Raw genomic sequence first — 24938 nt, 5'->3', positions numbered from 1 at the left:
TGCAGGCATAAAAAGGCCGCAATTCGCCCATTGCAGAACGACTTGCGGCCCCGTTGCCCAAGACGCAGACACGTCATTGTGTCTTCCGTCTGAAAAAATATATGATTTTGCTGATTCACATTATAGATAACAGGTCAAATGAATGTCAATATACATCACACAAAAAACCGAATAATTATTGATTATTAAAATTTCGATGAATATATGTCATGTATATTGACACATTGAATTTCGTCAACTAAGCTAATACCAATACGGCACAAGGATGTGCCGGTTTTGAAGGCAATGACGCCCTTTCCTGTTCGCAGGGAAAGGGCGTTTCGTATTTTCTTACATGAAAGTGACATGGGTGGAGCGGAGGTAATTCATGAATAGAAAGAAGCTCGTGGTTGTCGGTAATGGAATGGCAGGGATACGATGCGTAGAGGAAATACTCAAGCTTGGGCCGGAGCTTTTCGATATTACGATATTCGGCGCCGAACCTCGCCCCAACTATAATCGGATTCTATTGTCCAAAGTCCTTCAAGGCGAACATTCCCTGCAGGATATTATCCTGAACGACTGGTCTTGGTATGAGCAGCATGGCATCCGGTTATTGACCGGTGAAGCCGTTCATCATATCGATGTCAAAGCCCGCTGCATCGAGACGGTCTCCGGTAAGCGGGAAGGGTATGATGCATTAATTCTGGCAACAGGCTCATCCCCTTTCGTTCCGCCTATCCCCGGGACGGATAAGGAAGGTGTCATTTCATTCCGGACGGTGGACGATTGCATGAAAATGACCGAAATGTCCAAGGTTTACACGAAAGCGGCCGTCATTGGCGGGGGATTGCTGGGATTGGAGGCTGCCAGGGGACTTCTCCATCTCGGCATGGAAACCCATGTGGTTCATAATGCCCCTTATATCATGAACCGGCAGCTGGACCGGACGGCAGCCAATATGCTGCAGCGAGAGCTCGAAAGCCAAGGGATGCGATTCCACTTGGCGATGGATACCACGCGAATCGTTGGCCGAACAAGGGCGCAGGGGCTTCGGTTTATCGACGGAACTCGGCTGGATGCGGATGTAGTGGTGCTAGCCGTAGGGATCAGGCCTAACGTGGAGCTGGCCCAGAGAAGCGGTCTGCTGACGGGGCGGGCTATCCTGGTGGATGACTACATGAGGACGAGTGTGCCGAATATTTATGCGGTGGGAGAATGCGCGGAGCACCGGGGGATTAGTTACGGTCTAATCGCTCCCCTGTATGAGCAAGGAAAGGTGCTTGCCCGGGTTATCTGCGGCCGGCAGGCCGAGCCTTATGGCGGTTCGATTCCTTACTCCCAGCTTAAAGTCTCGGGTGTGGATGTATTTTCGGCCGGCGCGATATCGGGGATCGATGCGGAAACCGCCATTCAGCAATACGATGCCGTAAGCCGCACGTACAAAAAAGTGATCATGCACAAAGGCAGGGTTACGGGTGCCATTCTGTTCGGAGACACGACTGAGGGATCCGCGCTGCTGTCCATGGTGAAGAAGGGCGCGGCTGTCTCAGAGCTTATCCCGCAAGAAGGCATTGTAAGCACGGCGGAAGCAGCTGCACAGACGCTCCCGGATCATGAAACGGTGTGTGCTTGCAACGGCGTGAGCAAAGCGGAGATCATGCAGGCCGTTACCGATCGCAATCTCCAAAGCACGGATGAGGTTAAGCAGCTGACCAGGGCATCCGGTTCGTGCGGCGGCTGCCGGCCTATGGTGGATGCTCTTGTCAAACATGCGCGAAGCGGCAAAAAGAGGGGTTCACAGAGGGGGGCCATAACGCAAGACGAGATTCCCGTATGTGAATGCACGAAGCTGGGGCACTCCTCATTGAAGCAAGCGATTGCCCATGCGGTGAGTCAAGGCTGTCATACGATATCGGATTTCATGCTCCATCAGGGCTGGAAGAAGCCGGGCGGATGCATGGCCTGTGGGCCAGCCGTACGTTATTACCTTGAAATGACGGAGACAGGAAACGGTGACGAACCGTTTCAGAAGACTTGGCATCATGTCTCCGATGCGGATCATGAACTCTACCAAGGCGTTCAGGTATGGATCGGAGACACGGAAGGCTCGAGGATGGAGGCGGCAGGCATAAGGCGCATTGGAGAATGGCTTCGCCTTCGCTGGCAAGAGGTATCGCTGCCTTATCCTGTACATGCAGGGGTGTCCGATCGTTTAGCATCGTCCGTCAGCATACTGGTTCAGGGGATCGGAATATCCGCTTCGCCCGCAGGCTGGGAGGTTTATCTCGGCGGACATGCGGACCACCCTGTCCGAGAAGGACAATTGATCGGCGTTGCTGAACGTGAGGAAGATGTAGTGCAGCTCGTATCCGCTTGTTTGCAGTGGTACCGGCAGAACGGCTTGTACGAGGAACCGTTGTGGAAATGGGTGGAACGTACGGGTGTAACTTCGATCCGGGAGCATGTTCTGGACCACGATCTGCAAAGAGAGCTTGCAGAGATGCTGTCTCGGAGGGAATGGAAGACACAAGCTGGTTAAACAAGCGAAATATAGGGAGAGGTGGTCAGTTATGGTTTATTCGGAATCGCCCGCTGTGGGAGGAGCTGCTGCCGTGGTAGAGACACAATGTCCGTTTTGCAGCGTACAGTGCAAGATGACGGTTGCATTGGAAGAGAAGAGTATCCCGGGACAGTTCAGGGCCAAGTATAAGGTGGAGGGGATACCGAACCTTGCTTCCGAAGGCAGGGTGTGCGTCAAAGGCATGAATGCGCATCAGCACGCAGCCCACTCGCAGCGGCTGCAACATCCGTTGATCCGTTCAAACGGCGAACTCGTTCCTTGCTCTTGGGATGAAGCGATGGCGGTGATTAGCGAACGATTTCAGGCGATATCCGAGAAATATGGTCCCGATGCCAATGCCGTATACGGCGGCGGGTCCCTGACCAACGAAACGGCCTATTTGCTCGGGAAATTTGCCAGGGTGGCACTCGGTACCCGGTATATCGATTATAACGGCCGTTTCTGCATGTCGGCCGCAGCCTCTGCCGGGAGCAAAACCTTTGGAATCGACAGGGGACTGACGTTCAGGCTGTCCGATATTCCTCTTGCCCGCTGCATCGTGCTGGCCGGCACCAATATAGCGGAATGCCAGCCAACGCTGCTCCCTTACTTCAACCAGGCCAAGGCGAACGGGGCGAAGATCATCGTCATCGATCCCCGCAGAACCGCAACGGCCGCAATAGCCGATATGCATTTGGCGATCAGACCTGGGACGGACGCCATGCTGGCGGATGCGATGCTGAAGATGATCGTGGATGAAGGTCTCTTAGACGAAGGCTTCGTTCAAGCAAGAACTACGGGTTACGCCGAGCTGAAAACCTATCTGGACAGCTTCGATTTATCACGGGCCGCCGATTTATGCGGATTAGATGTGGAGCTGATCCGGGAGGCCGCCGTATCCTATGCTATGGCGGATACCGGGATGTTGCTGACGGCCCGAGGGGTGGAGCAGCAGACGGATGGCCATCTTGCAGTACGCCGTTATCTGAATCTGGTCTTGGCATCAGGCAAAATCGGGAGGGAGGGCTGCGGATACGGGGCGATCACCGGACAGGGAAACGGTCAGGGAGGAAGAGAGCATGGGCAGAAGGCCGATCAGCTGCCAGGCTATCGATCGATCGAGAATGAGGAGGACCGGGCATATGTTGCGTCCGTGTGGGGCGTTAAGGCTTCCAGCCTGCCTGGAAAGGGCGTGTCTGCCTACGAGATGATGGAGCTGATTCATGAGGGTGAAATTAAGTCGCTCTTCGTGATGGGGTCCAATCCCGTTGTTTCGAATCCGAATGCCGGGCTTGTGGAGGAAGGCTTGAACCATCTCGAATTTCTGGTGGTTGCGGATATGTTTATGTCCGAAACGGCCCGATTCGCCGATCTTGTCCTGCCAGTAACCTCCTATATGGAAAATGAAGGTACGCTGACGAATTTGGAGGGACGGGTTCTTCTCCGGAAGGCGGGGCGTGAGGCGCCGGGGGAGGCGCGTCATGACTGGATGATTCTGTGTTCGATCGCAGACAAATTGGGCAAGGGTGAATATTTTGACTTTCACGAGCCTGAAGAGATATTTAATGAGCTGAGGCTTGCAAGCAAAGGCGGCATTGCTGACTACTTTGGCATCACCTATGATCGATTGCGCCGGGAAGAGGGAGTATACTGGCCGTGTCCCTCCGAAGAAGAATCGGGGACGGGGCTTCTGTTCCGGCAATCGTTCGCCCATCCAGACGGAAAGGCCGTGTTTTCCGTGACGCCGGGGAATCCGTGGGTGGGGGTGTCCGAGGAGTACCCGCTCATTCTGACCAATGGCCGCGTTCTGTCACACTACTTGACGGGCGTGCAGACTCGGAGAAGTCCTTCCCTGCTTGCGCGCGAGCTTGAAAATTTCGTGGAGATCCACCCGATTACCGCACAGCGTTACCGAATCCGTGACGGGGAGTGGGTAGAAATCGTGTCGGAACACGGACGTTTTTCCGTACGCAGCAGGATTAAAGAACATATAAGAGAAGACACGCTGTTCGTCCCGATGCATTGGGGCGGCGTGCAGAATGTCAATCATGCGACCCGGCCGGAGCTGGATCCGGTCTGCAAGATGCCCGGTTTTAAGACTGCCGCTGTCCGGATACGGTCATTGAGGTAATGGTGATGCAACAATGAAGTCCGTTCTCCATTGACAGGATGAATATGGAAAATTATAATAGGAACAATTTTATATACAAACACAATGATTGGGAGTAGTAGAAATCGTTCATGGTTTAGAGAGCTGCAGCAATGGTGAAATGCAGTCCATGAGGATTCCGAAGCTCGCCCATGAGTGGTGAGGCAGAAATTGGAGTATGCCTTGACGTTTAGACTTCGTGATCGGGCTTCAAGCGGATTCGATGAAGATCGGATCAAGTAGAGTGGTACCGCGCGGGTAGTTAGCCTGTCGTCTCTTAGGGGGATGGCGGGCTTTTTTATACTTTATCGAAGGGAAGGGTTGATATGGTTAACGCGAAAGAGCGGGATTGTTTTATCTGTCGAAAGCATCGGGGAGAGATCCAGCTTCCGGGGGGAGCGATTTATGAGGATGAGCTGCTCTACGTAGGCCATATTTCTTCCGATTCCAACGAAGCTTATCTGGGATATGTCATGATCGATATCAAGCGGCATGTATCGGGATTAGCGGAGCTGCAAGACGATGAGTCGGCCGCCGTCGGACGGATGCTGACCCGGGTGAGTCGCGCATTGAAAGCATGCATAGGCGCGGAACATATCTACTCCTTTGTGCTGGGAGATCACGTCCCCCATCTGCATATCCATCTGATTCCGCGTTATCCGAATACGCCCACGTCCTATTGGGGGTTTGGAATCAGCGGTTGGCCGGAAGCTCCCCGAGGTGATGCCGCCCAGATCGAAGAAGTGTGTTCGCGAATCAGGCGTTGTATGGCGCAGGATGAGGTTGCTCCATGAGGCCCCATATCGTGAAGTGGCACGGCAGCTCCAGCATGTTCCTCGACGATCCGCAGACGATTGCGGTTTCCCATGGGGTACTGGGCCGGTATGGCGGCAGCTCCGCAGCCGGGGCCGATAAAAACGAAGATGGCGTTTATATCTGGATCGATGCGGAATCTGACTTGGAGTTCGTCCTGCTGCTGGATGCACATGAAACCGATGAGAGCGCCCAACTCGTCTTATCCTATATCGATGGGGCCATTTCAGAGATCGCCGGCATCCTTCGCGGGCCAATCGAGGAGTGCTTTCGAAACCTGCATGACTATATGCTGGGCATGTTGACTTCCGAACGCTTTCGCGAGGATTGCAGGGGAATTGCGGGTGAAACTTCCTGTCTGCTATGCTGCAGACGCGAAGAATACTTGTGGTGGTTTAACGTCGGGGATTGCCTACTCTATCTGCTTCATCCCGAATTGACAGCGCTCGGGCAAACCTTGCTTAATCAACGGAATTTCTACGAATGGATAGGGAAGGTAAACACCTTCGATAAGCAGGTCCCTTGTTATTCCACGGGCGTAAGAGAGCTGCGCTCCGGGAAAAACGTGATTGTATTAAGCACTGATGGCGCTTTAGAAATGGGACCGGTATTTCTGGAACATATCAAACTGCTGTTTGACGCTGATCTGGAAAAAGGTGTGAAGGATTTCATGCAAATGTCGCATGACCGGGGAATCAAGGACAGCGTCACCATGATTGCATGGCAAGTGGAGCTTGGGCATCATCCCAGCTATCCATCCGATGGTTCAAGACAGGAATTGGATGCAAGGCAAATTGAACTCAACTGAAAAAGGCTTGGAAACCCGGTCAATGACCGGGTTTCCATTGATTTAATGAAGCTGGTGCTGGAGATTTTCCGCCCACTGTTCATGAAGATCTTCCTTGGAAAGATGGAAGATGCCGTAAAAATCATCCGGATTGCGAATGAATTGGTTTAATGAATCTAACCCGTATTTTTCAATCATGAACGCAACGATCAAATATGAAAACTGAAATCCTGTTTTGCCGAAATCCCAGGAATCATCATTCAGATCCTCGAAGCTTGGAATTGCCCGACTAAGAATCGCTTCGGTTGTCGTGCTTCGAATGAAGTCTTCGGACATCTGCTGAGCTTCGTACCCCCCGATGCCCTGACGGATCCATCTAGGCGCCAGTGGATTAATATCACTAATCAACCACATGGCATACAAGTGCAGGGTGGACCGGAGGATCGAGTGATAGGTATGCTCGGGTCCCGGGTTCAAGGGCGAGACGATTTTTAACGTGTTGTTATCGAACGTGCCCATGAACCAATTAGGTGCATCGCTTTCGCCTACGGCTTGATGGAATGTGGGCAGGTCGGGATAAATTTCGATAACGATTTTGCGGGAAGGCTGATGATTATATTTCGCTGCCATCTGTTCTACATTATTCTTGAGTTCTTGAAACAGGTCCTGATGCACCTTGCTCTGATGATGATTCGCCTCACTTTTACTTTCAATGGATATCAAGTCGAGTATCGACATAATCGTGATGTCACCCCATTCTCTTAATTCTTTCTTCAGCTTCGCCAAGGACCGATACAATCGGTTTTTCACCGCACTCTCGCGCATGCCGACGATCTTGGAAATTTCCTGCAGCGTACAATCCACAAAAAATCGTAAAGATATGATTTGCTGATCCCGTTCACTTAACTTCTTAAGCGCTGCTCCGATATCGATTCGAATATCAACATAACCGGCAAAATCAAGGGAGATGGACTGCGATTCAAAACGCGTAAAGTCATAAGGTTTTTCATTTTTTCGCGCTAAACTTCGATACTCGTTTTTGACTGTGTTTTGAGCAATTTTGAAGATCCAAGTGAACAGACTGGATGTTCCGTTAAACTTATCAAGGTTCTCAATTGCCTTTAAAAACACTTGCTGGGTTAAGTCATCTGCCGCCGTCGGATTCAATTTCAGTGCGAGATAATGCCGGATCCTCGGGCGATATTCATCATACGTATCTTCAAATGTTCGCTTTGTTCCCTGATTATCCGGATAATCAGGGAGTTTGTCATGAGCTCTAGACATGGATAAGAACCTCCTCTTGACCTTGCAGTTTATTAGACACCGGAGGTATGCAAAAAGCCACAGTGAATCGAAATATTCTTGCAATCTAGGTTTTTATGCATTTATATCATCACCCTATAAAGGCACAAGAAAGAAAGGCGTTCTGTGCATATGATGTCATCATCATGGATATGGGAAGCGAGGTGATCCTTATATGCCTTCGAAACGCGTAAGGAAGTCCAGATCCGCTTCCATACCGAGACCGCCGCAGCATTGGGTAGGTCAGCCGGTCGTGGTCGTTCTGAAGGACGGCAGCTATTACGTCGGCGAACTGAATCAGATCCAAGGCGGGGAAGTGACGCTATCAGGGCTCCGGGCCAACAATAAGATGCCGGCTGCGATTGCCCGAAGCGGAGACAAAGCGCAAATATCCGGATTTTTAAGCGACCTCTTTGGCGGTCCTCCAAGCGCTGCGTCAGCCGAAGGAGCCGAGGAGGGAGTGGCGGCTACGCCTGCAGGCCCTCTCGGCTTCCTGGGACAGATCGTGCCTCATATTAAACTGGGCATGAACGTGATAAAAGCCATCATGCCATTAATGGGAGTGTTGAAAATCTAACCGAGGGCAAAGGTCTAATCGAACAAAAAGAAGCTTGAACCCTCAAGCTTCTTTTTGTTATTGCCATTAGATACAAAAATCTCATGGAAGCATCAAATCGAGATGGCACGCTTCATAATTGATTTGGCCTCCCGTGCAACGGCTTCATCCTTATCGTCGATAGCCTGCATGAAGATGAGCATGGGGATATAAACGGCGATTAAACGAGCCAGCACTTTCGTTTCTTCGTCCACGCTGCCATAGGCTTCAAAAAATCCCTCCCTTGAAGCCGGAGGCAAGAAGCTGTAAGCAATGCTCAGGTCGCAGGCGGGATGTCCGATGCTGACGTCGCCCCAATCGATGATGCCGGAAAGCTTGCCTGTTTCGTCCACCAGCATGTTTTTGAAATGGAGATCTCCGTGAATAAGAATATGTCGCTGCTTGACCCGATCCAAGGAAATGCCGTGCAAATAGTCGGCGATCTCCTTCATTTCTGCTTGCGTGAAATGGGGGATTAGCTGGGATAGGAAGTCCAGCATTTTATCCCTGCGTCCGGCGAGATCGGTCAGATTACGATGGTCCACGGCGACACCTTCTTGCTGCGCCATTTCCACGGGAAAGGCATGCAGGTTCTTCAGAAAGCGTGCAAGCGCTGCCGCCGACTGCATCCGAGTTTCATCCGTCAGTCCAATCGGAAACGTTCCGGAAAGATAGGTGTACCCCAGGAAAGGCGCGGCGTAGTCTGCGCTTTCTCTTCCGAAGAAAAGGGGCTTGGCATAGGGTAACGTTATGTAATTCGCCAGCTTGGGCAGGATTTTGGCTTCGGTTTGAAGTAAAGGGATGGCAAATGCTCTTCTGGGAAAACGAAACACATACTCTTCGCCGATGCGATAGACGGTATTGTCCCAGCCGCTGCCGATCTCATGGATCGGGAGGGAGGACAACTGGGGAAATTGACGGTTAAGCAAGAGCCGGACTAACGGCTCCGTCACTTCCCATTCGGCATCCCATGGATTTTGTCCCATATTCGTCTTCACCTCCATGAATGAATAATTTCCACAAAACGGAACACTTACCCAGTGTATCGGAATCGCATCGTACGGGCAACGGAAAGGACAGCTGTAATTGAACTTTACCGGCCAATTTAGATATCTGCATCATAGTGATTCCTTTCACAATAACATTATTGTATAGTAGAAGAGAGATAAAAGTCACTTGCGGACATCCAGAAGACCAATAAATCGATGAAATGAAGGGATCAGTGTGCCATATTTACGTTTTAAAGGATTTTCAGAAGTTTTCCTCGAAGAAATAACGCCAACCGTGGTTGAAACATTCGCCGGTATTGTTCAAATTCCGAAAGAAATCGTGAAAATCGAACAGCTTCCATATCGGATCATTACAAATACGCCGTTATCCGTCGAAATCCTGATGTTTCAGCGGGCTCAGGAGACCCATGATGCGGTTGCGGCCAGCATACATGAGATCCTGTCGGAGCACGGGTACCGGAACGTACATATATTCTTCGTGATTCTTAATCGGAATCTCTATTATAAAGAAGGCAGGCCTTTAGAATAAATTAAGATATGATGAGTGAAAACAAGGATGCTAGAAAAAGCATCCTTGTTTTTTTACTTAAAATGAATGATGGACTTTATGTCATATATGCTTACCGTTATGATAAATCAAAGAGATTATGAGGCATGGTAAGTGCATAGATAGGAGGAAACATGGACCGACTACAGGGCATTTTGAAGGAATATTACGGTTTGGGTCATCCCGTTATTGTACCCCAGCAGGGCGGTTGGGCTGCGCTTGCTTACAAAGTGAGTAACGGCGCACAGGACTATTTCCTGAAAGTATATGAGAAGAGCCGGGCCTCCACACCCAAGTGGACTGCGCTGATTGACGATTATGTTCCGATCCTGCTGTGGCTTGAGGAGCATAGTCGATTAAAGGGCAGCATTCCGGTGCCGATGCTGACGACAGACCAACGTTATCGATGCGAGGATAACGAAGGCATTTATTTGGTGTATGAATATATCGACGGGGACACGATCGCAGACCGCAAGCTGATGGAGAATCAAGTGAGACAACTGGCAGAGATCATCGCTGAGCTCCATCGTTACGGGGCGGATTTTCCGCTGGTGACAAGTGCCATGACGGAAAGCTTTTCGGTGCCTTTTCTTGGTCAGCTAAGGGAGGCGCTGGATACGAAGAAGCCGGTTGACATCGGGGAAGTCGTGAATCCCCATATCGACAGCTTGAAGGGTTTGATGCTTGAAGTGGAAGCGCTGTCCGAAGAGCTGAAGAAACGCGATCTTCGCCTGGCGCTGTGCCACACCGACGTGCATGCCTGGAATCTGATGTCGGATGGTCAGCAATTGATATTGATTGACTGGGAGGGGCTGAAGCTGGCGCCGGTCGAAGCGGATATGATGTTTTTTGTCGCTGAACCCTATTTCGAATCATTTATGAGGATTTATAAAGAAACGCATAGCGATTACGAGATGAACAGCGAGGCGCTCACGTTTTATCAAGGCAGACGTAAATTGGAGGATATCTGGGAGTTCATGGAGCAGCTGCTATGTGATGTCCAGAATGACGAAGAACGTGCGTCCACGCTTCACAGCCTGAAGAAAGAGCTTAAAGAGATCACGATCTCTAAATCCTAATCAGCATTAGGTTCCAAAATGTAAAAGCCTCCTGTTAGAGTTCATTGCATCTACCAGGAGGCTCTTGCTTTGCTTGTCCATTGGAATGGTTCACATGACGTATTTTGCCAGCACCCAACAGAGCAGAGCCATAAACCAGGAGACAAAACCGAAGATCATCACGATTTTGTTCTCGCTCCAGCCGTACTTGAGACTGAAGTGGAAATGGATCGGCGCCATCCGGAACAGGCGCAGCTTGGTCCGTTTGTAATACCATACCTGCAGGATAACCGAAAGCTGCTCCGCCAAATAGATCAGGAACAGCAGGGGAATCAGAATTTCGACCTTCTCGATCACCGCAAGGAATGAAAGGGAACCGCCGATAGCGAGGGATCCCGTATCGCCCATAAAAGCCCGGGCCGGATGAATATTGTAGAGCAGCAGGCCTAGCAGACAGCCGATCATGACCAGCGAGAACATCTGAACCTCCGGTTGATCGGAGATCAGGAAGAAGAAAAAGTAGGTGGGAATGGCCACATTGATCAACAGTCCGTCCAAACCATCGGTAAAGTTGATGGCATTCGCCGAGCCTACGATGAACAGCAGCATGATGACGATGTAGACGCTGATCGGCAGGTGAAGCTGGAACCCGTTGAAGAGCGCGATATCACTTGTCAGCGAGAAGGACTGGAACAGGACATACAATAATGCCCCGGTAAACAGGAACTGAAGCACAAGCTTCGTTCGGCCGGAAATTCCGGACGGGTCCTGCCACGCCGCTTTTTTGAAGTCGTCCATAAACCCGATCGAGCTGAACAGAAGAAAGGTGGAGCATAAAAAAAGGGTCAGCGGCGTAGGTTGAAACTGCAGCGACATCCCAATGCCAATCAACAAAATAAGGCCCGCCATCAACGGCGTCCCGCGTTTGGCCTGATGATCGGGAGGCAGCTCGGTCCGGATCGGCTGCGTTAGCTTTAAGGTGCGCAAACCCCAGATGAGCAGCGGCGTAAATAGCGTCACCAGCAAGAACGATAGTCCGGACACACCCAGAATTCCATTCATCTCATACACATCGCTTTCTATCAAATTCCGTTAGTTCATTGTATTTCGATGGAATGGACAAATATTCCTCCTGATTAGAAGTTAATAAAAAGAATAACGCATCCTATTCTCGACGGGGAGACGTTAATGATCGGGAGCTTACAACGTCGATTGAGGCGATTGGGAGCTCTTTTTGCTTTCCAATAATTAGGTTGCTGCTATAATGAGAGGGTGGAAATGTGAGATAAAAGCTTGTAGTCAAGTCCATCGATTTCACACTTTTGTACAACAGCAAAATTATGGGATGGGAAATTAACTCACAATACTATGAACTATAAGTGATTCAAGAAGGTGCTGACATCCTATAACACCATGTTCACAGATCAGGCCATTCGACCTACGGCCCGGTCGGAATTAGAAGTGGATTCGTAGACGAGATATTCAGTAGCTGGGAAGCGGATTCAGCTGGACACATCCAACTTCCTAACCGCGTCACGGCCCCCCCTTCGGGGCTTAAGGGAGTTGGACGTCGTGAACATAAGAACGTTATAGGAAATCAACGCAAAAAAGAAAAATACAAAATTCTATTAAGAGATATAATGAGGACTCCAGAGAATATTAACCTGACTTGAGGATGAAAGGAGAATTTTGGTGACTAACAATCATGAAATATATGATTTTCTTTATCAAGCAGATGTTTCCGCTCCATTAGCAGTAATGATGTGTGGAGTGGCTGGATCGGGAAAAACAACATTTGCTCAACGATTAGAGCAGAGGGGCTTTGTACGTCTCTCCATTGATGAAGAAATTTGGGCTACAAATGGTCGTTACGGAATTGATTATCCAGTTGAAATCTATGAGCAACTAAAAGTTGAAGCCGAATTAAAGCTGCGTAATGAACTAGTAAATCTTTTGAATGAAAAGCGCAATGTGGTTATTGATTTCAGTTTTTGGCAGCGGAAGAGACGGAATGAATATAAAAAGCTAATTGAAGATGGGGGAGGAGAGTGGAAACTGATTTATTTGAAAGTTCATCCTAATGATTTACGGGAACGACTTCGCATTCGGAGCCAGCGATTCGACGCTAATGCTGCGTTTACAATAACAGAAGAAATATTATCTTCATTCCTCAAGGGTTTTGAAGTGCCTTCTGGAGAAGGGGAAATTATCATAGTAGCTAAAGAATTATTAAAGTGAACTAATGGTGTAGGAGTTTCAATGAAGGCGCGGATATCCAATAACATTATATTCACGCATCGGAGCCTGGCGGCTCCTTGGTGCGCAAGAAGAGATTGGCATGGGAGAGGAATCAGCGGACACATCCGCACCGACTTAAGGCTGCTGGCGCAGCCTTAAGTCGGTGCGACGTCGTGAATATGGGAACGTTATCGGAAATTTCCCAATGGAAAGGATATATATAATGGAAACAAGAGTTGGGAAGACTCGAAAATGAAAAAAAGAATTTCGAAAGCAACTCCTTAGCATTCCAAAGATGTTTATTTTTCTGGTGATAAGTCTATTAGCCTATATGTTTTCTTTACTTTTGTGGACAAAAAGCCTTAAGGGAACAGCATATTCTGAACTTTTAGGCACTATATTAACAATAAATATGATGGCTATTGGTTTGTTTATGGCGTTAGGATATATGAATTTAAAATTTATCATCGTAATCTTCAAATCTCTAATTAAAATAATGTTCACAGTATGGGTAGTGATAATCGTTCAATTTTCACCAATGGATCAAATTGAGCAAAACGCTTGGATAGTTTTATCTGCATTCTTTTTTGTGTACTTAGAGGTTTTACTGGATATAAACGACTGTTTATTTCAAGTCAAAGACGATTTTCAACTTCCGAAATTAAAATATGTAACATCGACATTAATTAAAGATAATTCCATTTCTTTCAATATCCATTTTATGTTTGAGTGTAATTAATTCAGTATTATCATATTTCATTATTGATTTATTAAAAGCGATTTATAGCTAATTCAAAGAAGTAGGGTACATCCGATAACTTAATATTCACGCTGCGGCTCCTGTGGAGCCTTGGTCTGCTAGATGGATTTCGAAGAGGCAATTCAGCATACAACCCTTTTGGGGTTCATGAATACCGGAACGTTATATGAAATTATTGCTTAATTTATCTTGAAGCTATCTTCAGGAGGAGAATATGAAACAAAAACATGCTGATCGTCCCTACTGGGGACGTATAATCAAGAAACGATACTATCAAGAATATATAAATGATGATCACTTTAAAGGGTATATTACGTATTTATTACTCGATAAAGTCAGAGAACCTCTAAATGTTAAGTATGACTTAGATGAGATTTGTATTGCAGATAACGGATATTCATGGATAATGATTTTTCCAACAAGTAAGTTCTATAGTTTGACACTAATGATTAATAGAGAATATGAAGTGCTTCAATGGTATTTTGACATAGTGAAGTCGATAGAAATTACAATTGAAGGGATTCCATTTATTAATGACATGTATCTGGATTATATTTTATTGCCTAGTGGAAGACTCATTATCAAAGATGAAGATGAATTGAACAATGCATTTAATGAAGGTTTGATAACTAATGAAGAATATAATAACGCAGTAATCGAAGGAGAGGGATTAAAGCAAAGTATAGTAAATAAAACGAATGAATTATTGAATGATATCGATTGGTATATTGAAGGATTAAGGAAGTACAGAGAGGGCAAGTTCGAAGAAGGCAATAACATCTGATAACAAAGTATTCACGCGGCGGGCCGGTTGGCGCTGTCCCTTGGTCCGCCCGGGGCGAATCGAGGAAGTGTAGTCAGGCGGACAACCCTGCGAACCTAACCGCGGTCGCGGCCGGCAGCTGAAGCTACCTTAAGGTTCTCGGGTTCGTGAATACGGGAACGTTAGCTGAAACCGGAATAATGCTATGAAAAACAAGTGAAATGGAGAACGAAACAATGAAAAAATACATACTCTTCGATCATGATGGCGTTCTGGTTGATACTGAATTCTGGTATTACAAAGCGGGTGAACGCGCATTGGCTGACATTGGATTTACGTTAGATAAAGATCAATACCTCCACGACATGACCCAGTCATTGGGAACTTGGTCCCAAGCAAGGGTGGCAGGTATTGATGAACAGACCATTAGCAAGCAGCGTGAGGTCCGAAACGTCTATTATCAGGAATATCTAAGAACAGAAGCCATTGAGATTGAAGGCGTAGTTGAAACTCTAGCCGAACTGTCAAAGTACGTCCGCATGGCCATCGTAACTACTGCAAAACGTGCTGATTTTCAACTCATTCATGAAGAACGCCAGATTAGACAATTCATGGAATTCATCCTTGTTCGCGAAGACTACGAGCGCACCAAGCCGCACCCGGAACCATACTTGACAGGCCTAAAGCGCTTCGGAGCTACCAAAGAAGAGACCCTGGTTGTAGAGGATTCAAACAGAGGGTTGAAATCAGCCGTGGCAGCTGGTATTGACTGTGCTATTGTCCATAACGACTTCACAAAAACACATGATTTCTCACAGGCCAGTTATCGAATCAAGACTCTGATTGAACTAAAGGACATTATCCTGAATGTAACCTGATTCGAAAGAAGTAATAGAAATAGAAATTAAAAGATATTGGATACACATACAAATCAGATAAAGAATATTTCAAGAAGTTATCAGCATCAGCTAACACCATATTCACGCATCGGGCTGTCGCCCTCGGTCCCAGAAGCGGCTTCGAAGAAGTAGTTGCTGTAGACACACCCGGCATTCGCCGGGCGTCGTGAATATACGAAACGTTAGCTGGAATACGATGCTCTTTGATTATGGGGTGAATTTAATGAAGGAAGAATGTATAAACATACAGATCAAAGTTCATCGGGCAACTAAAACTGATAGTCAAAGTATACTTGATCTTTGGAAAGGGTCTGCTAGATGGATTCAATCTAAAGGGATTAATCAATGGAATCCGGATCATTTTAATATTAATCAAGTTCATGAATGCTTCGATAGCGGATTTGAATTTTATTTAGCACGAATGAACGGAGAAGTAGTAGGAACCTTATATATCTGTTGGTCAGATCCGATTCTATGGGAAGAACTTGACAATAACAATTCCGGATATATCCATAGATTCGCGGTAAGTAGAGCTCATATCGGGAGTGAAATAGGCAGACAGTTAATTAATTGGGCTGAAGTATATATTAGAAACTCAGGTAAAAACATAAGACTCGATTGTATGGCTGAGAATGCTAGATTAAATCGATATTATATTGATATGGGATACAAGCATATTAGATACATAGAATGGAAGAATGGTTGGAAGATCAATTTATATGAGAAGTACTAATTTGGGGGCAACTCAGGGTACTTCAGCTAACATTATATTCACGTGGTGGGCCGACTTTCGTCATCCCTTGGTCCACCAGAGGCTATTGGCAAGGAAGTGGAGCCAGGCGGACAACCCTGCGAGGCTAACTGCGCAAGCGCAGCCGGCGACGTTGTCACCTTAAGCCTCTCGGGTTCGTGAATACGGGAACGTTATGCGAAACCTCGAAAAATCAAATAACATATAAAGGGACTATCAAATATGAGTCGATTTGAATTAAGAATGTTAAACCAACATTTCTTAACAGATGACCTTGCAGAACCATGTTCTCACGGTCAGATATTTTTAAAGGTGAATTCAACAGTGATTTCGAATGAAGATGATGGTGATTGGGTTATTAATGAAGCAGCTATTTCGTTAATGAGAACTGTGAGGTATGGATTTCCAAATGCTGAAGTACCCCCACCTAGATATTATTCAGCAGGAATATTTGAAGAAACTTTGATTAATTGTTGTGGGGCATATATGCTGTTTTGTCCATCAAATATTAAATGGAGAGTTACCATCTCCGATGATGAAGTTACATTAAGTGAATTTATTAAAGATGAACATATAAACTTTGGGGATATTCAAGTTACATTAAAAATGTCTATGTATGCTGAAATAGTCTATGAATTTGCAAAACAGTCCATTGATTATTTTATAGGTAAGAATGTAGATATAACTGGTTGGGAACAGTTCGAAGGTCAATATAATGAATTCTGGGAAGAATATAGAGAACTAATGGATTACATTAAGAACAAATACTTGGTGTAAGAAAATTCAGGAAGCCGAAGCATCGCATAACACAGTATCTACGCTGCGCGCTTCGTCCTTGGTTCGCAAGAAGAGGTAGACAGAGAAGCTAATTCAACTCACAACCCTGCGAGAGTAAGTCCGCTGGACCCAGCGAATTCGCGCCTTAAGCCTCTCGGGTTCGTAAATACAGGAACGTTATCGGAAATTCTTGCGTGCGGTTAATACGTTTTAGGAGGGCTTATGAAGTCAGTATATAATAATCTTGTTATAAATACTTTATCCGGAAATCTCAAGGATGACATATATATTTTTTTAGTGAACAACGGTTGCCCTAAAACTGCGGAGCATTGTGTCAGGGTGGGGAAAGAGGCAAGAAAGATAGCGGAAAGATTTAATGCTAATGCAGATTCAGCTGAAATTGCTGGATATTTACATGATATAAGTGCGGTTTATTCTAACGATGTAAGGATTCAAGTTTCCTATGATCTAGGTATTGAAGTACTATCTGAAGAAGAGGCTTTTCCAATGATAATTCATCAGAAGATATCTAAAGAAATGGCTAGAGATATATTTAATATTATGGATCAGGAAATTCTTGATGCAGTTGGATGTCATACGACACTAAAGAAAAATTCAACTATTTTAGACAAGGTTTTATTTGTTGCAGATAAGATTGAATGGGACCAAAATGGGGAACCTCCATATTTATTTCAGATTACGCAGAAACTAGATCATTCTTTGAACGATGCAGCATTCGAATATATTGATTTTTTATGGAAACAGCGAGATAACCTTAGAGTTATTCATCCATGGCTTAGAGACGCTTATTATGAATTGAAGGACTTAGGTTAGTAATTCGAAGTAGTCAAGAACATCCGATAACATCGTATCTACGCTGCGGGCCGTTCGGCCTTGGTTCGCAAGAAGAGCTGGGCAGATAAGTTGATTCAGCTCACAACCCTGCGAGGCTAACCTTAAGCCTCTCGGTTCGTAGATACAACAACGTTATAGGAAATCAGCGCAAATCAATAAAAATAAAGGATGTAATTAAATGCTTGATTACATATGGATTGATGACGAAACATCAATATTAAATCAGGTCAAAGGTCAATATAAATATGCTTTAATCATTACTAATCCTTTTATTCAAATGCCGCAAGGCTGGTACAACAATAAAAAAATTAGTGGCCTTGAATATACATACCCAACAAATGAGGAAATAATTGAGTATGGTAAACCTGTTTTGTGGAGTCAAATATTAAAGCTAACTGAACTTGAAGATTTAAGAAGTTTAGCTTTAGCGATGAAAACATACATATCAGCATTAAATAAATTCTATGCAAGTTCTGATTTAATGGAGAAACTTAAACTAGGGTTGCAAGAGGACGTATATTTGCCTAACGAAGATAAGATCTCTCAGTTCTTAATTCCAACAATAATTGAAGTGTTTAAATCAAGGGGAATTACTAAAATTCAATACTCAGAGCCGATATTTGATACAAGTGGCGAAATACTAGTAGATGATATTACAATTGGAAACTTTTATGAAATGGCACCTTCAGAAATTATTGTAACGGACGAAACTAATGATACAGCATTTTTAAGTGTTTATGATTCATTTATTACACTCATGTTAACCAATGATATAAACACGAAGGAAACAATTCTTAGGGCAGGTTGGGAAGCAATTGAATGTAATGAAGCTACAATGATTAATTGGTATCTTAAGTAAATAAACTTCGATATGTAGATGATTCAAAGAAGTCACTGACATCCTATAACATAGAAAGTACGCTGGGGCTACGCCCTTGGTTCGCAAGAAGTAATAGCAGAGAAGTGGAATCAGCTCACAACCCTGCGAGGCTAAGTCCGTCGGACCCAGTCACTACGCTCCTTTAAGCCTCTCGGGTTCGCAGATACAGAGCCGTTATGGGAAATACCTGAGGAAGGAAATAACTATGGGATACCAGAGTAATATTTTACTATTCATTCTTTTATTTGTATTACTCTCAGGCATTATACTAGCTGTCATGCTTAGGAAGAAGAAGAGTATCGTAGTTGGAATAATAGCGATAACTATGCTTATCTGCAGTCCGATTATTTTTATCATTTCTAATTTACATGAGGATAATTTGAAAAAGGAAATAAACAAAGTAATTGAATTTCGCGGCGGGCATGTAATAACTATAGAAAAATTAAAAGAACAGGACTTTACAACACCATTTAACTATGAAGTTAGCAATTACAACATTTTATTTAAGATAACATATACAAAAGACAGTAATGAGCATGTGGCATGGTACAGAGCTGTTAAGACAATTAATAATATTCATGATCAAACCCCTGAAAGATATAATGATGGTTATGGAGAAAAGTGGATTTTTGAATGAGAATTCATGAAGTCAGGTACTTCACATAACACCACATTCCCGCAGCATGGACATTCGCCTCCTTGGTCCGCCGAGGATGAAGCGAATTCACTCCGGAGTATATTCAGCTACAGGGAAGCGTTGGCGGACAACCCTGCGAACCTAACCGCGTCGCGGCCGGCCCTTCAGGCCTTATGGTTCTCGGGTTCGGGAATACATAAACGTTAAGTGAAGTTACTGCAGACAACATTGCAGACCATATATAAATAAAAATAATCAACAAAACCTATAAAAGCGTTATAAAATGAGTTATACTGAGGTAAGAATAAGTAAGGAGCCGTGCGCTAACACGACTCCAAAGTACAATAACTGCATAAAGAGCAGTCGGCCACGTAAGATGGGTCGGAAATAGACCGTTATCCTAGCCAGGGCGGTCTATTTCTTTTTCATGTAGGTGAGCAATGCCAAAATGAACATGCCAAACATGAACATTAAGGAAAGTGCATCTTTGACCTCCATGGGCATCACCTCCCTTCTGGGAGATTAGCCGACCGCCCTTATAGCCGTATATTGTACTAGAAAATTATATCATATAGAACATGATAAAATACCAATAGAATATTATAAATAACTAGAATACATAGAAAAACAATATTTAATCTAAATAGTTATGAGAATGTAAATACAGAGAAGCAGAAACATCACTTAACAACGCATATATGCTGCGGGGCATTCGCCACTTGGTTGTCAGAAGCAAGCTCATAGGCGTATATTCAGACAACACACGGCCCGGCCTAAGATAAGAACTATCTCAGGCCGGGTCGCGTCACAGATGCGGGAACGTTATAAGAAATCGGGGAATAGCGTAAAAAATAATTAGAGTTGGTGATCTCGTTGAAGGCTCCAGTGATTATTGAACCGTATAGGGATAATTGGCTAAGTCTCTTTAATGAATTAAGAGCTCAGATCGTAGCGAAAATTGGTTCTGATATACATAGAATTGATCATATTGGGTCGACGGCAGTAGTTGGTTTAGCAGCGAAGCCCATTATTGATATTCAGATATCTGTAAGTGATTTAGGCAATATAGAGACAATCATATCCGGACTTGCATCTTTAGGATATCGATATCGTTCGGATAATGATGATTTGACTAAGAGGTACTTCAGAGAAGCACCCGGGACGAGAAGAACCCATATTCATGTAAGGCAAGCAGGTAGCTGGTCTGAACAATTCAATTTATTATTTCGAGATTACTTAAGAACTCATGAAGATGATAGAGATCAATATGAAAGGAAGAAATATGAATTAGCAAACCGGCATAGAGATCAAAGAGAACAATTGTAGAAGCCAAGACTGAAATCGTATGGGAAATTATAAAGAAGGCTAATACATGGAGTCAAAAGATCGGATGGAAACCTAGTCAAGGGGATTTGTAAGTGATTCGAAGAAGTGCCGACATCTTATAACATTATATTCTCGCTGCGGATCGGCTAAAGCCGATCCTTGGTCCGCCAGGGGGGATTGGCAGGGAACCTAAATCTGGCGGACAACCCTGCACCGACTAACCGCGTCGCGGCCGCCCTTTTGGGGCTTAAGTCGATGAGGGTTCGTGAATACGGTAACGTTATAGGAAATTCGGGCAAAACATATAAACAAACTGAGCCAGGCAACTGGTGATCTTTGTAATGCTCGAATAGAGGCATCGAAAAAAGGATTGATCTGATGAAATTAATTAGAAGAATTACTGATAGTGATATTTTCGGTGGAACTCCTGAATTGATTGAGTCGGTATCACGATATGCTTCAAGAGGTGTCCTAATTGATGAAGAAATGAATGCAGCTATGATGTATATGTCAGAAATTAATCTATACAAATTGCCAGGTGGGGGAATCGAAGAAAAAGAAACAAAAGATGAATCATTTTTAAGAGAGATTAGAGAAGAGACTGGTTATGAAGCAAAAGTATTCCATAAACTGGGATATATTGAAGAACATAAGATGAAAAATGATTTTATGCAATTATCCTATTGTTGGATAGCATATGCAAGGAGAAGAGTCAGCGCTGTAAACCTTAGCGAAAGCGAAAAACAACTTGGAATGGTGGTTAAATGGATGACATTAGATAAGGCAATGGAATTGATGAATGAGTCATTGATAAACTGTAATGATTATTCAACAAAGTTCATGATTCTGCGTGATAAGACTATCCTAAATATTGCATATGAAATATTAAAAAGGAACGAAAGTGAAACATTTTAAGTGACTCGAGGAAGGCCCGAACATCCTATAACAACATATCCACGCTTTGGAGCCTTACGGCTCCTTCGGTCCGCCCGACGGGAATTGCCAGGGGAGCAGAATCAGGCGGACACATAATAGTTATGAGAATGTAAATACAGAGAAGGCAGTAACATCACTTAACAATGCATCTATGCTGCAGGGCTTTCGCCCCTTGGTTGTCAGAAGCAAGCTCATAGGCGTATATTCAGACAACACACGGCCCGGCCTAAGATAAGAACTATCTCAGGCCGGGTCGCGTCACAGATGCGGGAACGTTATCTGAAACCGTGCAAGAGCGATATAGTTCAATAAAGGAAGTGACTCATTTGAAGTATTCTGACTTGTTGAATTTAAAGGATATATATCTCGAGCAGATATTTGAGCCTGAAGAGAACACACTTAGATTACTCTTTAGTCGAAGTAGAACTAGTGAAACTCCTGAAACGATAACAATTGGAGAAATAGAAATTGAAGATACCTATTCGATTGATGTAGATGAAACATTACCTTTTATACAAATGGATTTTGAATGGTATATTGGATATTCTGTTAGAAATGAAAGTTACACTTCATGGGATGATTACGAAGAGTTTGAAGGTAAAATCTTTAGAATTTATAGTAAATCCAGGTACCTAGACTTCATTAAAGTTGGAACATTTGCATCTGAAGATTACCCAGGCCCATTCAAGCATTTTGGCATCTCATGTCTTAACCATGTCGTAGATGTTGCATCAGTTTCAGAACCAATTATAAAGGAAGTTCAAAGAACTAAATAAGATTATTGAATGTTTCTCAAGAAGGCACCCGCATCAGATAACAAAGTATTCACGCGGCGGACCGGTTTGGCCGACCCTTGGTCCGCCCGAGGTATTTCGAGGAAGTGAATCAGGCGGACAACCCTGCGAACCTAACCGCAGTCGCGGCAGGCAGCCAAAGCTGCCTTAAGGCTCTCGGGTTCGTGAATACGGGAACGTTACCTGAAACACAGGCTAGCTTGTATAAACCAATAAATTCAACGAAAAAATTATAAGAAATCTAAAGTTCGAATAAATAAGGCAACAATAAATTTTTAAGAGTTGAAAGGAGATCTATGAAACGAATAATTGTTTGGACCCTTTCAATAGTAAGTCTAATTTTCGTCATTTCAATACTAACTTGTCCGAATGATGATGATTATTTTAAATGGTTATCAGATAAACACAGTATTTCATGTACATCGACTCCCAATGGTATGATTTGTAAAGATGGCGATAAGAACATTGAATGGAATTCGAGACATATAAGAAGTGCAGGTATTTATATGCAGGTAGAGGATCACTATTCATATTCAAATACTATATATGAGATGAAAGTTATAGGATTATTTGGATTTTTTATTGATTATTCAACGATAAGTATCAAGGAAGGTTCTTAACTTGAAGGTACCTCTAAGATAAATAAGAGCTAAATTTGAAGTAAATTCAATGATGGCCTGAGCATCAGGTAACATCATATCCACGCATCGGAGCCTGGCGGCTCCTCGGTCCGCGAGAAGCGATCGCCCCAGAGAAGCAGATTCAGCGGACACATCCAGACCGACTAACCGCATCGCGGCCGGCTCCTAACGGGCCTTAAGTCGGTGGGACGTCGTGGATACAGGAACGTTATAAGAAATTCGGGCAATAACAGATAACACAAATAAATAGTTTATACTTAGTGTGTAAATGGAGGGGACTTATGAATCATAGCAAACTTTCAGATCATACTTTCAAAAAAGGAAAATTTATCACGCCTTGGAATGAGTTAATGAGTGAAATCGGCAGAGAAAATTCATGGTATCATGGAAGGTTGCCAGAATATTTATGGATAGCTCTTATTATTAATTTTTATGGTAGAGAAAAAGGACTAGTAAAATGCAACATCATTCTCAATAAACTTAAGGAACAAGATCCCACATTAATTACTCCAAAATTTTCGAGGATTCTTAACTTTGAAACGGAAAAGCAAACAAAATTATTTAGTTTCTTATTAACTGTTATTGATGCTCAAGTGTTATCACCTTTAACTACTATCTTTACCTATTCTAACTTTCCGGTTTTTTCGTCAAAGTTCCAATCAAATATGTCAGTTGATGAAAGGGTAGAAACTATAAATTCTGTAATGGAGGAAACCAGCGATCATCAATCATATCTTTCTACTGACGTTAGATTTATTATAGTGTATTTCGTTGTACTGTCAGGGAAGTTACAAATGCAACGTGAATCTATGACAATGCTTCTTGAGTATCCTACATTATCACATGAAGATGAAAGAATGAGAATGATACGTCCAACGGTAAGGTCAATGGAAATGCTGCAGAACGAAATTGATCCTTTTGATGGAAAATATTTAGATTTCTTTTGGGAGGCAGTTAGTAGAATGAGTGATTGTAAGTTGTTTTACATAGATATGTCCAGTGAGCTACCTGATACAAAAGAATACATGAGCAGAGTAAAAGTAATACTTGAATATTATACGGATTTGCTTATATCAGCAAATCCACTTGATAATAAAATGCTGGTTCTCTTGGGAATAACCACGTATTCTTACAAACGATTAATAGAGTTGGTTGAACATGAACTCTTCTATACAATTTCAGGCAGGGGTATTGTTCGTACTGTAATAGAGGATTACATAATGATGAAATATTTACTTAAAAACGAATCATTACATGCTGATATATGGACAGAGTATCAGTATTACGGAATTGGTCAATACAAACTCATTGTTGAACGTTTTAGACTATTGGAAAAAGAGTTGTCATATAGCCATGTTTCTTATGAATATATGGATAGTTTAGTAAATGAGTATAAAAATAAAGAATTTATAGACATGGATACTACCTACTTTGATAAACAAAATATTAGAGGAAAGGCTATGAGTGTGGATGAGAAGGAGCTATTTGATTTTTATTATGACTATGACTCTGCGTTTGAACATGGACTATGGGGAGCGATTCGTGAAAGTTCATTAATTAAGTGTAATACACCTTCACATCAGTATCATTGTGTTCCAGATATAGAAAATAACCAGAAACTGAGAAACGTTTGGCACGATTGTGTAAGTGTTATGAATAAAACACTCAATGTTTTAGAAGAATTATATGGAATCCCTTCGCATTTGTCGGCAGGAGTAAAAGAATATGAACAATAATCTTCTTTTATACGAATTAATTAATATTCAAGTTGAATATAGAACTATATTAATCAATGCTCTAAAAAATATTAGTGACAATGATGCTGATGCTGTTGTAGATGAAATTGGGGTCTTTTGGAGACGTAATAAAAAAATTGTA

The 24938-nt window shown here is 44.0% G+C and carries 23 protein-coding genes and 1 other annotated feature; of the genes, 19 read left to right on the top strand and 4 right to left on the bottom strand.

Annotated features, from left to right (window positions below):
• The first annotated feature begins 367 nt into the window (after positions 1 to 367).
• The 4 genes from nirB (at position 368) to HMPREF9412_RS01015 (ending at position 6312) form a co-directional block, all read left to right on the top strand.
• A complete protein-coding gene (gene nirB / locus HMPREF9412_RS01030; RefSeq protein ID WP_009589396.1) occupies positions 368 to 2521 on the top strand; it encodes a nitrite reductase large subunit NirB in 2154 nt (717 codons plus the stop codon).
• Between the two features lie 31 nt (positions 2522 to 2552).
• A complete protein-coding gene (gene nasC, locus HMPREF9412_RS01025; protein ID WP_050802772.1) occupies positions 2553 to 4673 on the top strand; it encodes an assimilatory nitrate reductase catalytic subunit NasC in 2121 nt (706 codons plus the stop codon).
• 75 nt (positions 4674 to 4748) lie between these two features.
• Positions 4749 to 4972, top strand: a binding site (T-box leader).
• A 45-nt stretch (positions 4973 to 5017) separates the two neighbouring features.
• Positions 5018 to 5485, top strand: coding sequence for an HIT family protein (locus HMPREF9412_RS01020; protein WP_009589383.1), 468 nt, complete (start codon positions 5018 to 5020; stop codon positions 5483 to 5485).
• Positions 5482 to 6312, top strand: coding sequence for a protein phosphatase 2C domain-containing protein (locus tag HMPREF9412_RS01015; protein ID WP_009589372.1), 831 nt, complete (start codon positions 5482 to 5484; stop codon positions 6310 to 6312). The genes HMPREF9412_RS01020 and HMPREF9412_RS01015 overlap by 4 nt, the downstream gene beginning before the upstream one ends.
• 42 nt (positions 6313 to 6354) lie before the next feature.
• Here the strand turns inward: HMPREF9412_RS01015 and HMPREF9412_RS01010 are convergent, their stop codons facing one another.
• The gene (locus HMPREF9412_RS01010) at positions 6355 to 7575 is read right to left on the bottom strand and encodes an RNA polymerase sigma factor (protein WP_009589483.1); all 1221 of its coding nucleotides are present in this window, start codon (positions 7573 to 7575) and stop codon (positions 6355 to 6357) included.
• A 193-nt stretch (positions 7576 to 7768) separates the two neighbouring features.
• Here HMPREF9412_RS01010 and HMPREF9412_RS01005 point away from each other — a divergent pair, with 193 nt between their 5' ends.
• Positions 7769 to 8170 carry a hypothetical protein gene (locus HMPREF9412_RS01005; RefSeq protein WP_009589424.1) on the top strand — a complete coding sequence of 134 codons (402 nt, stop codon included), beginning with the start codon at positions 7769 to 7771 and terminating at the stop codon, positions 8168 to 8170.
• Positions 8171 to 8262: 92 nt separating this feature from the next.
• Here HMPREF9412_RS01005 and HMPREF9412_RS01000 read toward each other — a convergent pair whose 3' ends face one another.
• Positions 8263 to 9174 (bottom strand): aminoglycoside phosphotransferase family protein, encoded by a 912-nt coding sequence (locus tag HMPREF9412_RS01000; protein WP_009589427.1) that lies wholly within the window; start codon positions 9172 to 9174, stop codon positions 8263 to 8265.
• Positions 9175 to 9412: 238 nt separating this feature from the next.
• Between HMPREF9412_RS01000 and HMPREF9412_RS00995 the strand changes: the two genes are divergently transcribed.
• Both HMPREF9412_RS00995 and HMPREF9412_RS00990 read left to right on the top strand, forming a co-directional pair.
• The gene (locus tag HMPREF9412_RS00995) at positions 9413 to 9727 is read left to right on the top strand and encodes a DUF1904 family protein (RefSeq protein ID WP_009589457.1); all 315 of its coding nucleotides are present in this window, start codon (positions 9413 to 9415) and stop codon (positions 9725 to 9727) included.
• A 152-nt stretch (positions 9728 to 9879) separates the two neighbouring features.
• Positions 9880 to 10824 carry an aminoglycoside phosphotransferase family protein gene (locus HMPREF9412_RS00990; protein WP_009589373.1) on the top strand — a complete coding sequence of 315 codons (945 nt, stop codon included), beginning with the start codon at positions 9880 to 9882 and terminating at the stop codon, positions 10822 to 10824.
• 90 nt (positions 10825 to 10914) lie between these two features.
• Here HMPREF9412_RS00990 and mraY read toward each other — a convergent pair whose 3' ends face one another.
• Positions 10915 to 11865 carry a phospho-N-acetylmuramoyl-pentapeptide-transferase gene (gene mraY, locus HMPREF9412_RS00985; RefSeq protein WP_175320729.1) on the bottom strand — a complete coding sequence of 317 codons (951 nt, stop codon included), beginning with the start codon at positions 11863 to 11865 and terminating at the stop codon, positions 10915 to 10917.
• 630 nt (positions 11866 to 12495) lie between these two features.
• Here mraY and HMPREF9412_RS00980 point away from each other — a divergent pair.
• The 8 genes from HMPREF9412_RS00980 (at position 12496) to HMPREF9412_RS00940 (ending at position 19363) form a co-directional block, all read left to right on the top strand.
• Positions 12496 to 13041, top strand: coding sequence for an AAA family ATPase (locus tag HMPREF9412_RS00980; RefSeq protein WP_009589417.1), 546 nt, complete (start codon positions 12496 to 12498; stop codon positions 13039 to 13041).
• Positions 13042 to 14015: 974 nt separating this feature from the next.
• Positions 14016 to 14585: a DUF402 domain-containing protein gene (locus HMPREF9412_RS00970; protein WP_009589438.1), complete on the top strand. Its 570-nt coding sequence runs from the start codon at positions 14016 to 14018 to the stop codon at positions 14583 to 14585.
• A 215-nt stretch (positions 14586 to 14800) separates the two neighbouring features.
• Entirely contained in the window at positions 14801 to 15442 is a 642-nt protein-coding gene (locus HMPREF9412_RS00965; protein WP_009589436.1) for an HAD family hydrolase, read from the top strand.
• A gap of 244 nt (positions 15443 to 15686) precedes the next feature.
• Entirely contained in the window at positions 15687 to 16196 is a 510-nt protein-coding gene (locus HMPREF9412_RS00960; protein ID WP_036670942.1) for a GNAT family N-acetyltransferase, read from the top strand.
• 240 nt (positions 16197 to 16436) lie between these two features.
• Complete coding sequence (locus HMPREF9412_RS00955; RefSeq protein WP_036670940.1) at positions 16437 to 16991, top strand: hypothetical protein; 555 nt, start codon at positions 16437 to 16439, stop codon at positions 16989 to 16991.
• A 222-nt stretch (positions 16992 to 17213) separates the two neighbouring features.
• Positions 17214 to 17825 (top strand): bis(5'-nucleosyl)-tetraphosphatase (symmetrical) YqeK, encoded by a 612-nt coding sequence (yqeK, locus tag HMPREF9412_RS00950; RefSeq protein ID WP_009589473.1) that lies wholly within the window; start codon positions 17214 to 17216, stop codon positions 17823 to 17825.
• Positions 17826 to 18024: 199 nt separating this feature from the next.
• Positions 18025 to 18705 carry a DUF2711 family protein gene (locus HMPREF9412_RS00945; protein WP_009589433.1) on the top strand — a complete coding sequence of 227 codons (681 nt, stop codon included), beginning with the start codon at positions 18025 to 18027 and terminating at the stop codon, positions 18703 to 18705.
• Positions 18706 to 18931: 226 nt separating this feature from the next.
• A complete protein-coding gene (locus HMPREF9412_RS00940; RefSeq protein WP_036670938.1) occupies positions 18932 to 19363 on the top strand; it encodes a hypothetical protein in 432 nt (143 codons plus the stop codon).
• A 414-nt stretch (positions 19364 to 19777) separates the two neighbouring features.
• Here HMPREF9412_RS00940 and HMPREF9412_RS33545 read toward each other — a convergent pair whose 3' ends face one another.
• Positions 19778 to 19861 carry a putative holin-like toxin gene (locus tag HMPREF9412_RS33545; protein WP_220687457.1) on the bottom strand — a complete coding sequence of 28 codons (84 nt, stop codon included), beginning with the start codon at positions 19859 to 19861 and terminating at the stop codon, positions 19778 to 19780.
• A gap of 387 nt (positions 19862 to 20248) precedes the next feature.
• Here HMPREF9412_RS33545 and HMPREF9412_RS00935 point away from each other — a divergent pair, with 387 nt between their 5' ends.
• The 4 genes from HMPREF9412_RS00935 (at position 20249) to HMPREF9412_RS00915 (ending at position 24796) form a co-directional block, all read left to right on the top strand.
• Positions 20249 to 20689, top strand: coding sequence for a GrpB family protein (locus HMPREF9412_RS00935; RefSeq protein WP_254663972.1), 441 nt, complete (start codon positions 20249 to 20251; stop codon positions 20687 to 20689).
• A gap of 378 nt (positions 20690 to 21067) precedes the next feature.
• Positions 21068 to 21604, top strand: a complete 537-nt coding sequence (locus HMPREF9412_RS00930) for an NUDIX hydrolase (RefSeq protein WP_009589460.1) — start codon at positions 21068 to 21070, stop codon at positions 21602 to 21604.
• Positions 21605 to 21951: 347 nt separating this feature from the next.
• On the top strand, positions 21952 to 22401 hold the full coding sequence (locus tag HMPREF9412_RS00925) for a hypothetical protein (RefSeq protein WP_009589454.1): 450 nt from the start codon (positions 21952 to 21954) through the stop codon (positions 22399 to 22401).
• A gap of 940 nt (positions 22402 to 23341) precedes the next feature.
• On the top strand, positions 23342 to 24796 hold the full coding sequence (locus HMPREF9412_RS00915; RefSeq protein WP_009589392.1) for a DUF5677 domain-containing protein: 1455 nt from the start codon (positions 23342 to 23344) through the stop codon (positions 24794 to 24796).
• Positions 24797 to 24938: the final 142 nt, after the last annotated feature.

The organism is Paenibacillus sp. HGF5 (genome assembly GCF_000204455.1).
Classification (GTDB): domain Bacteria; phylum Bacillota; class Bacilli; order Paenibacillales; family Paenibacillaceae; genus Paenibacillus_AQ; species Paenibacillus_AQ lautus_A.
This window is presented reverse-complemented; position numbering and strand designations above follow the sequence as displayed.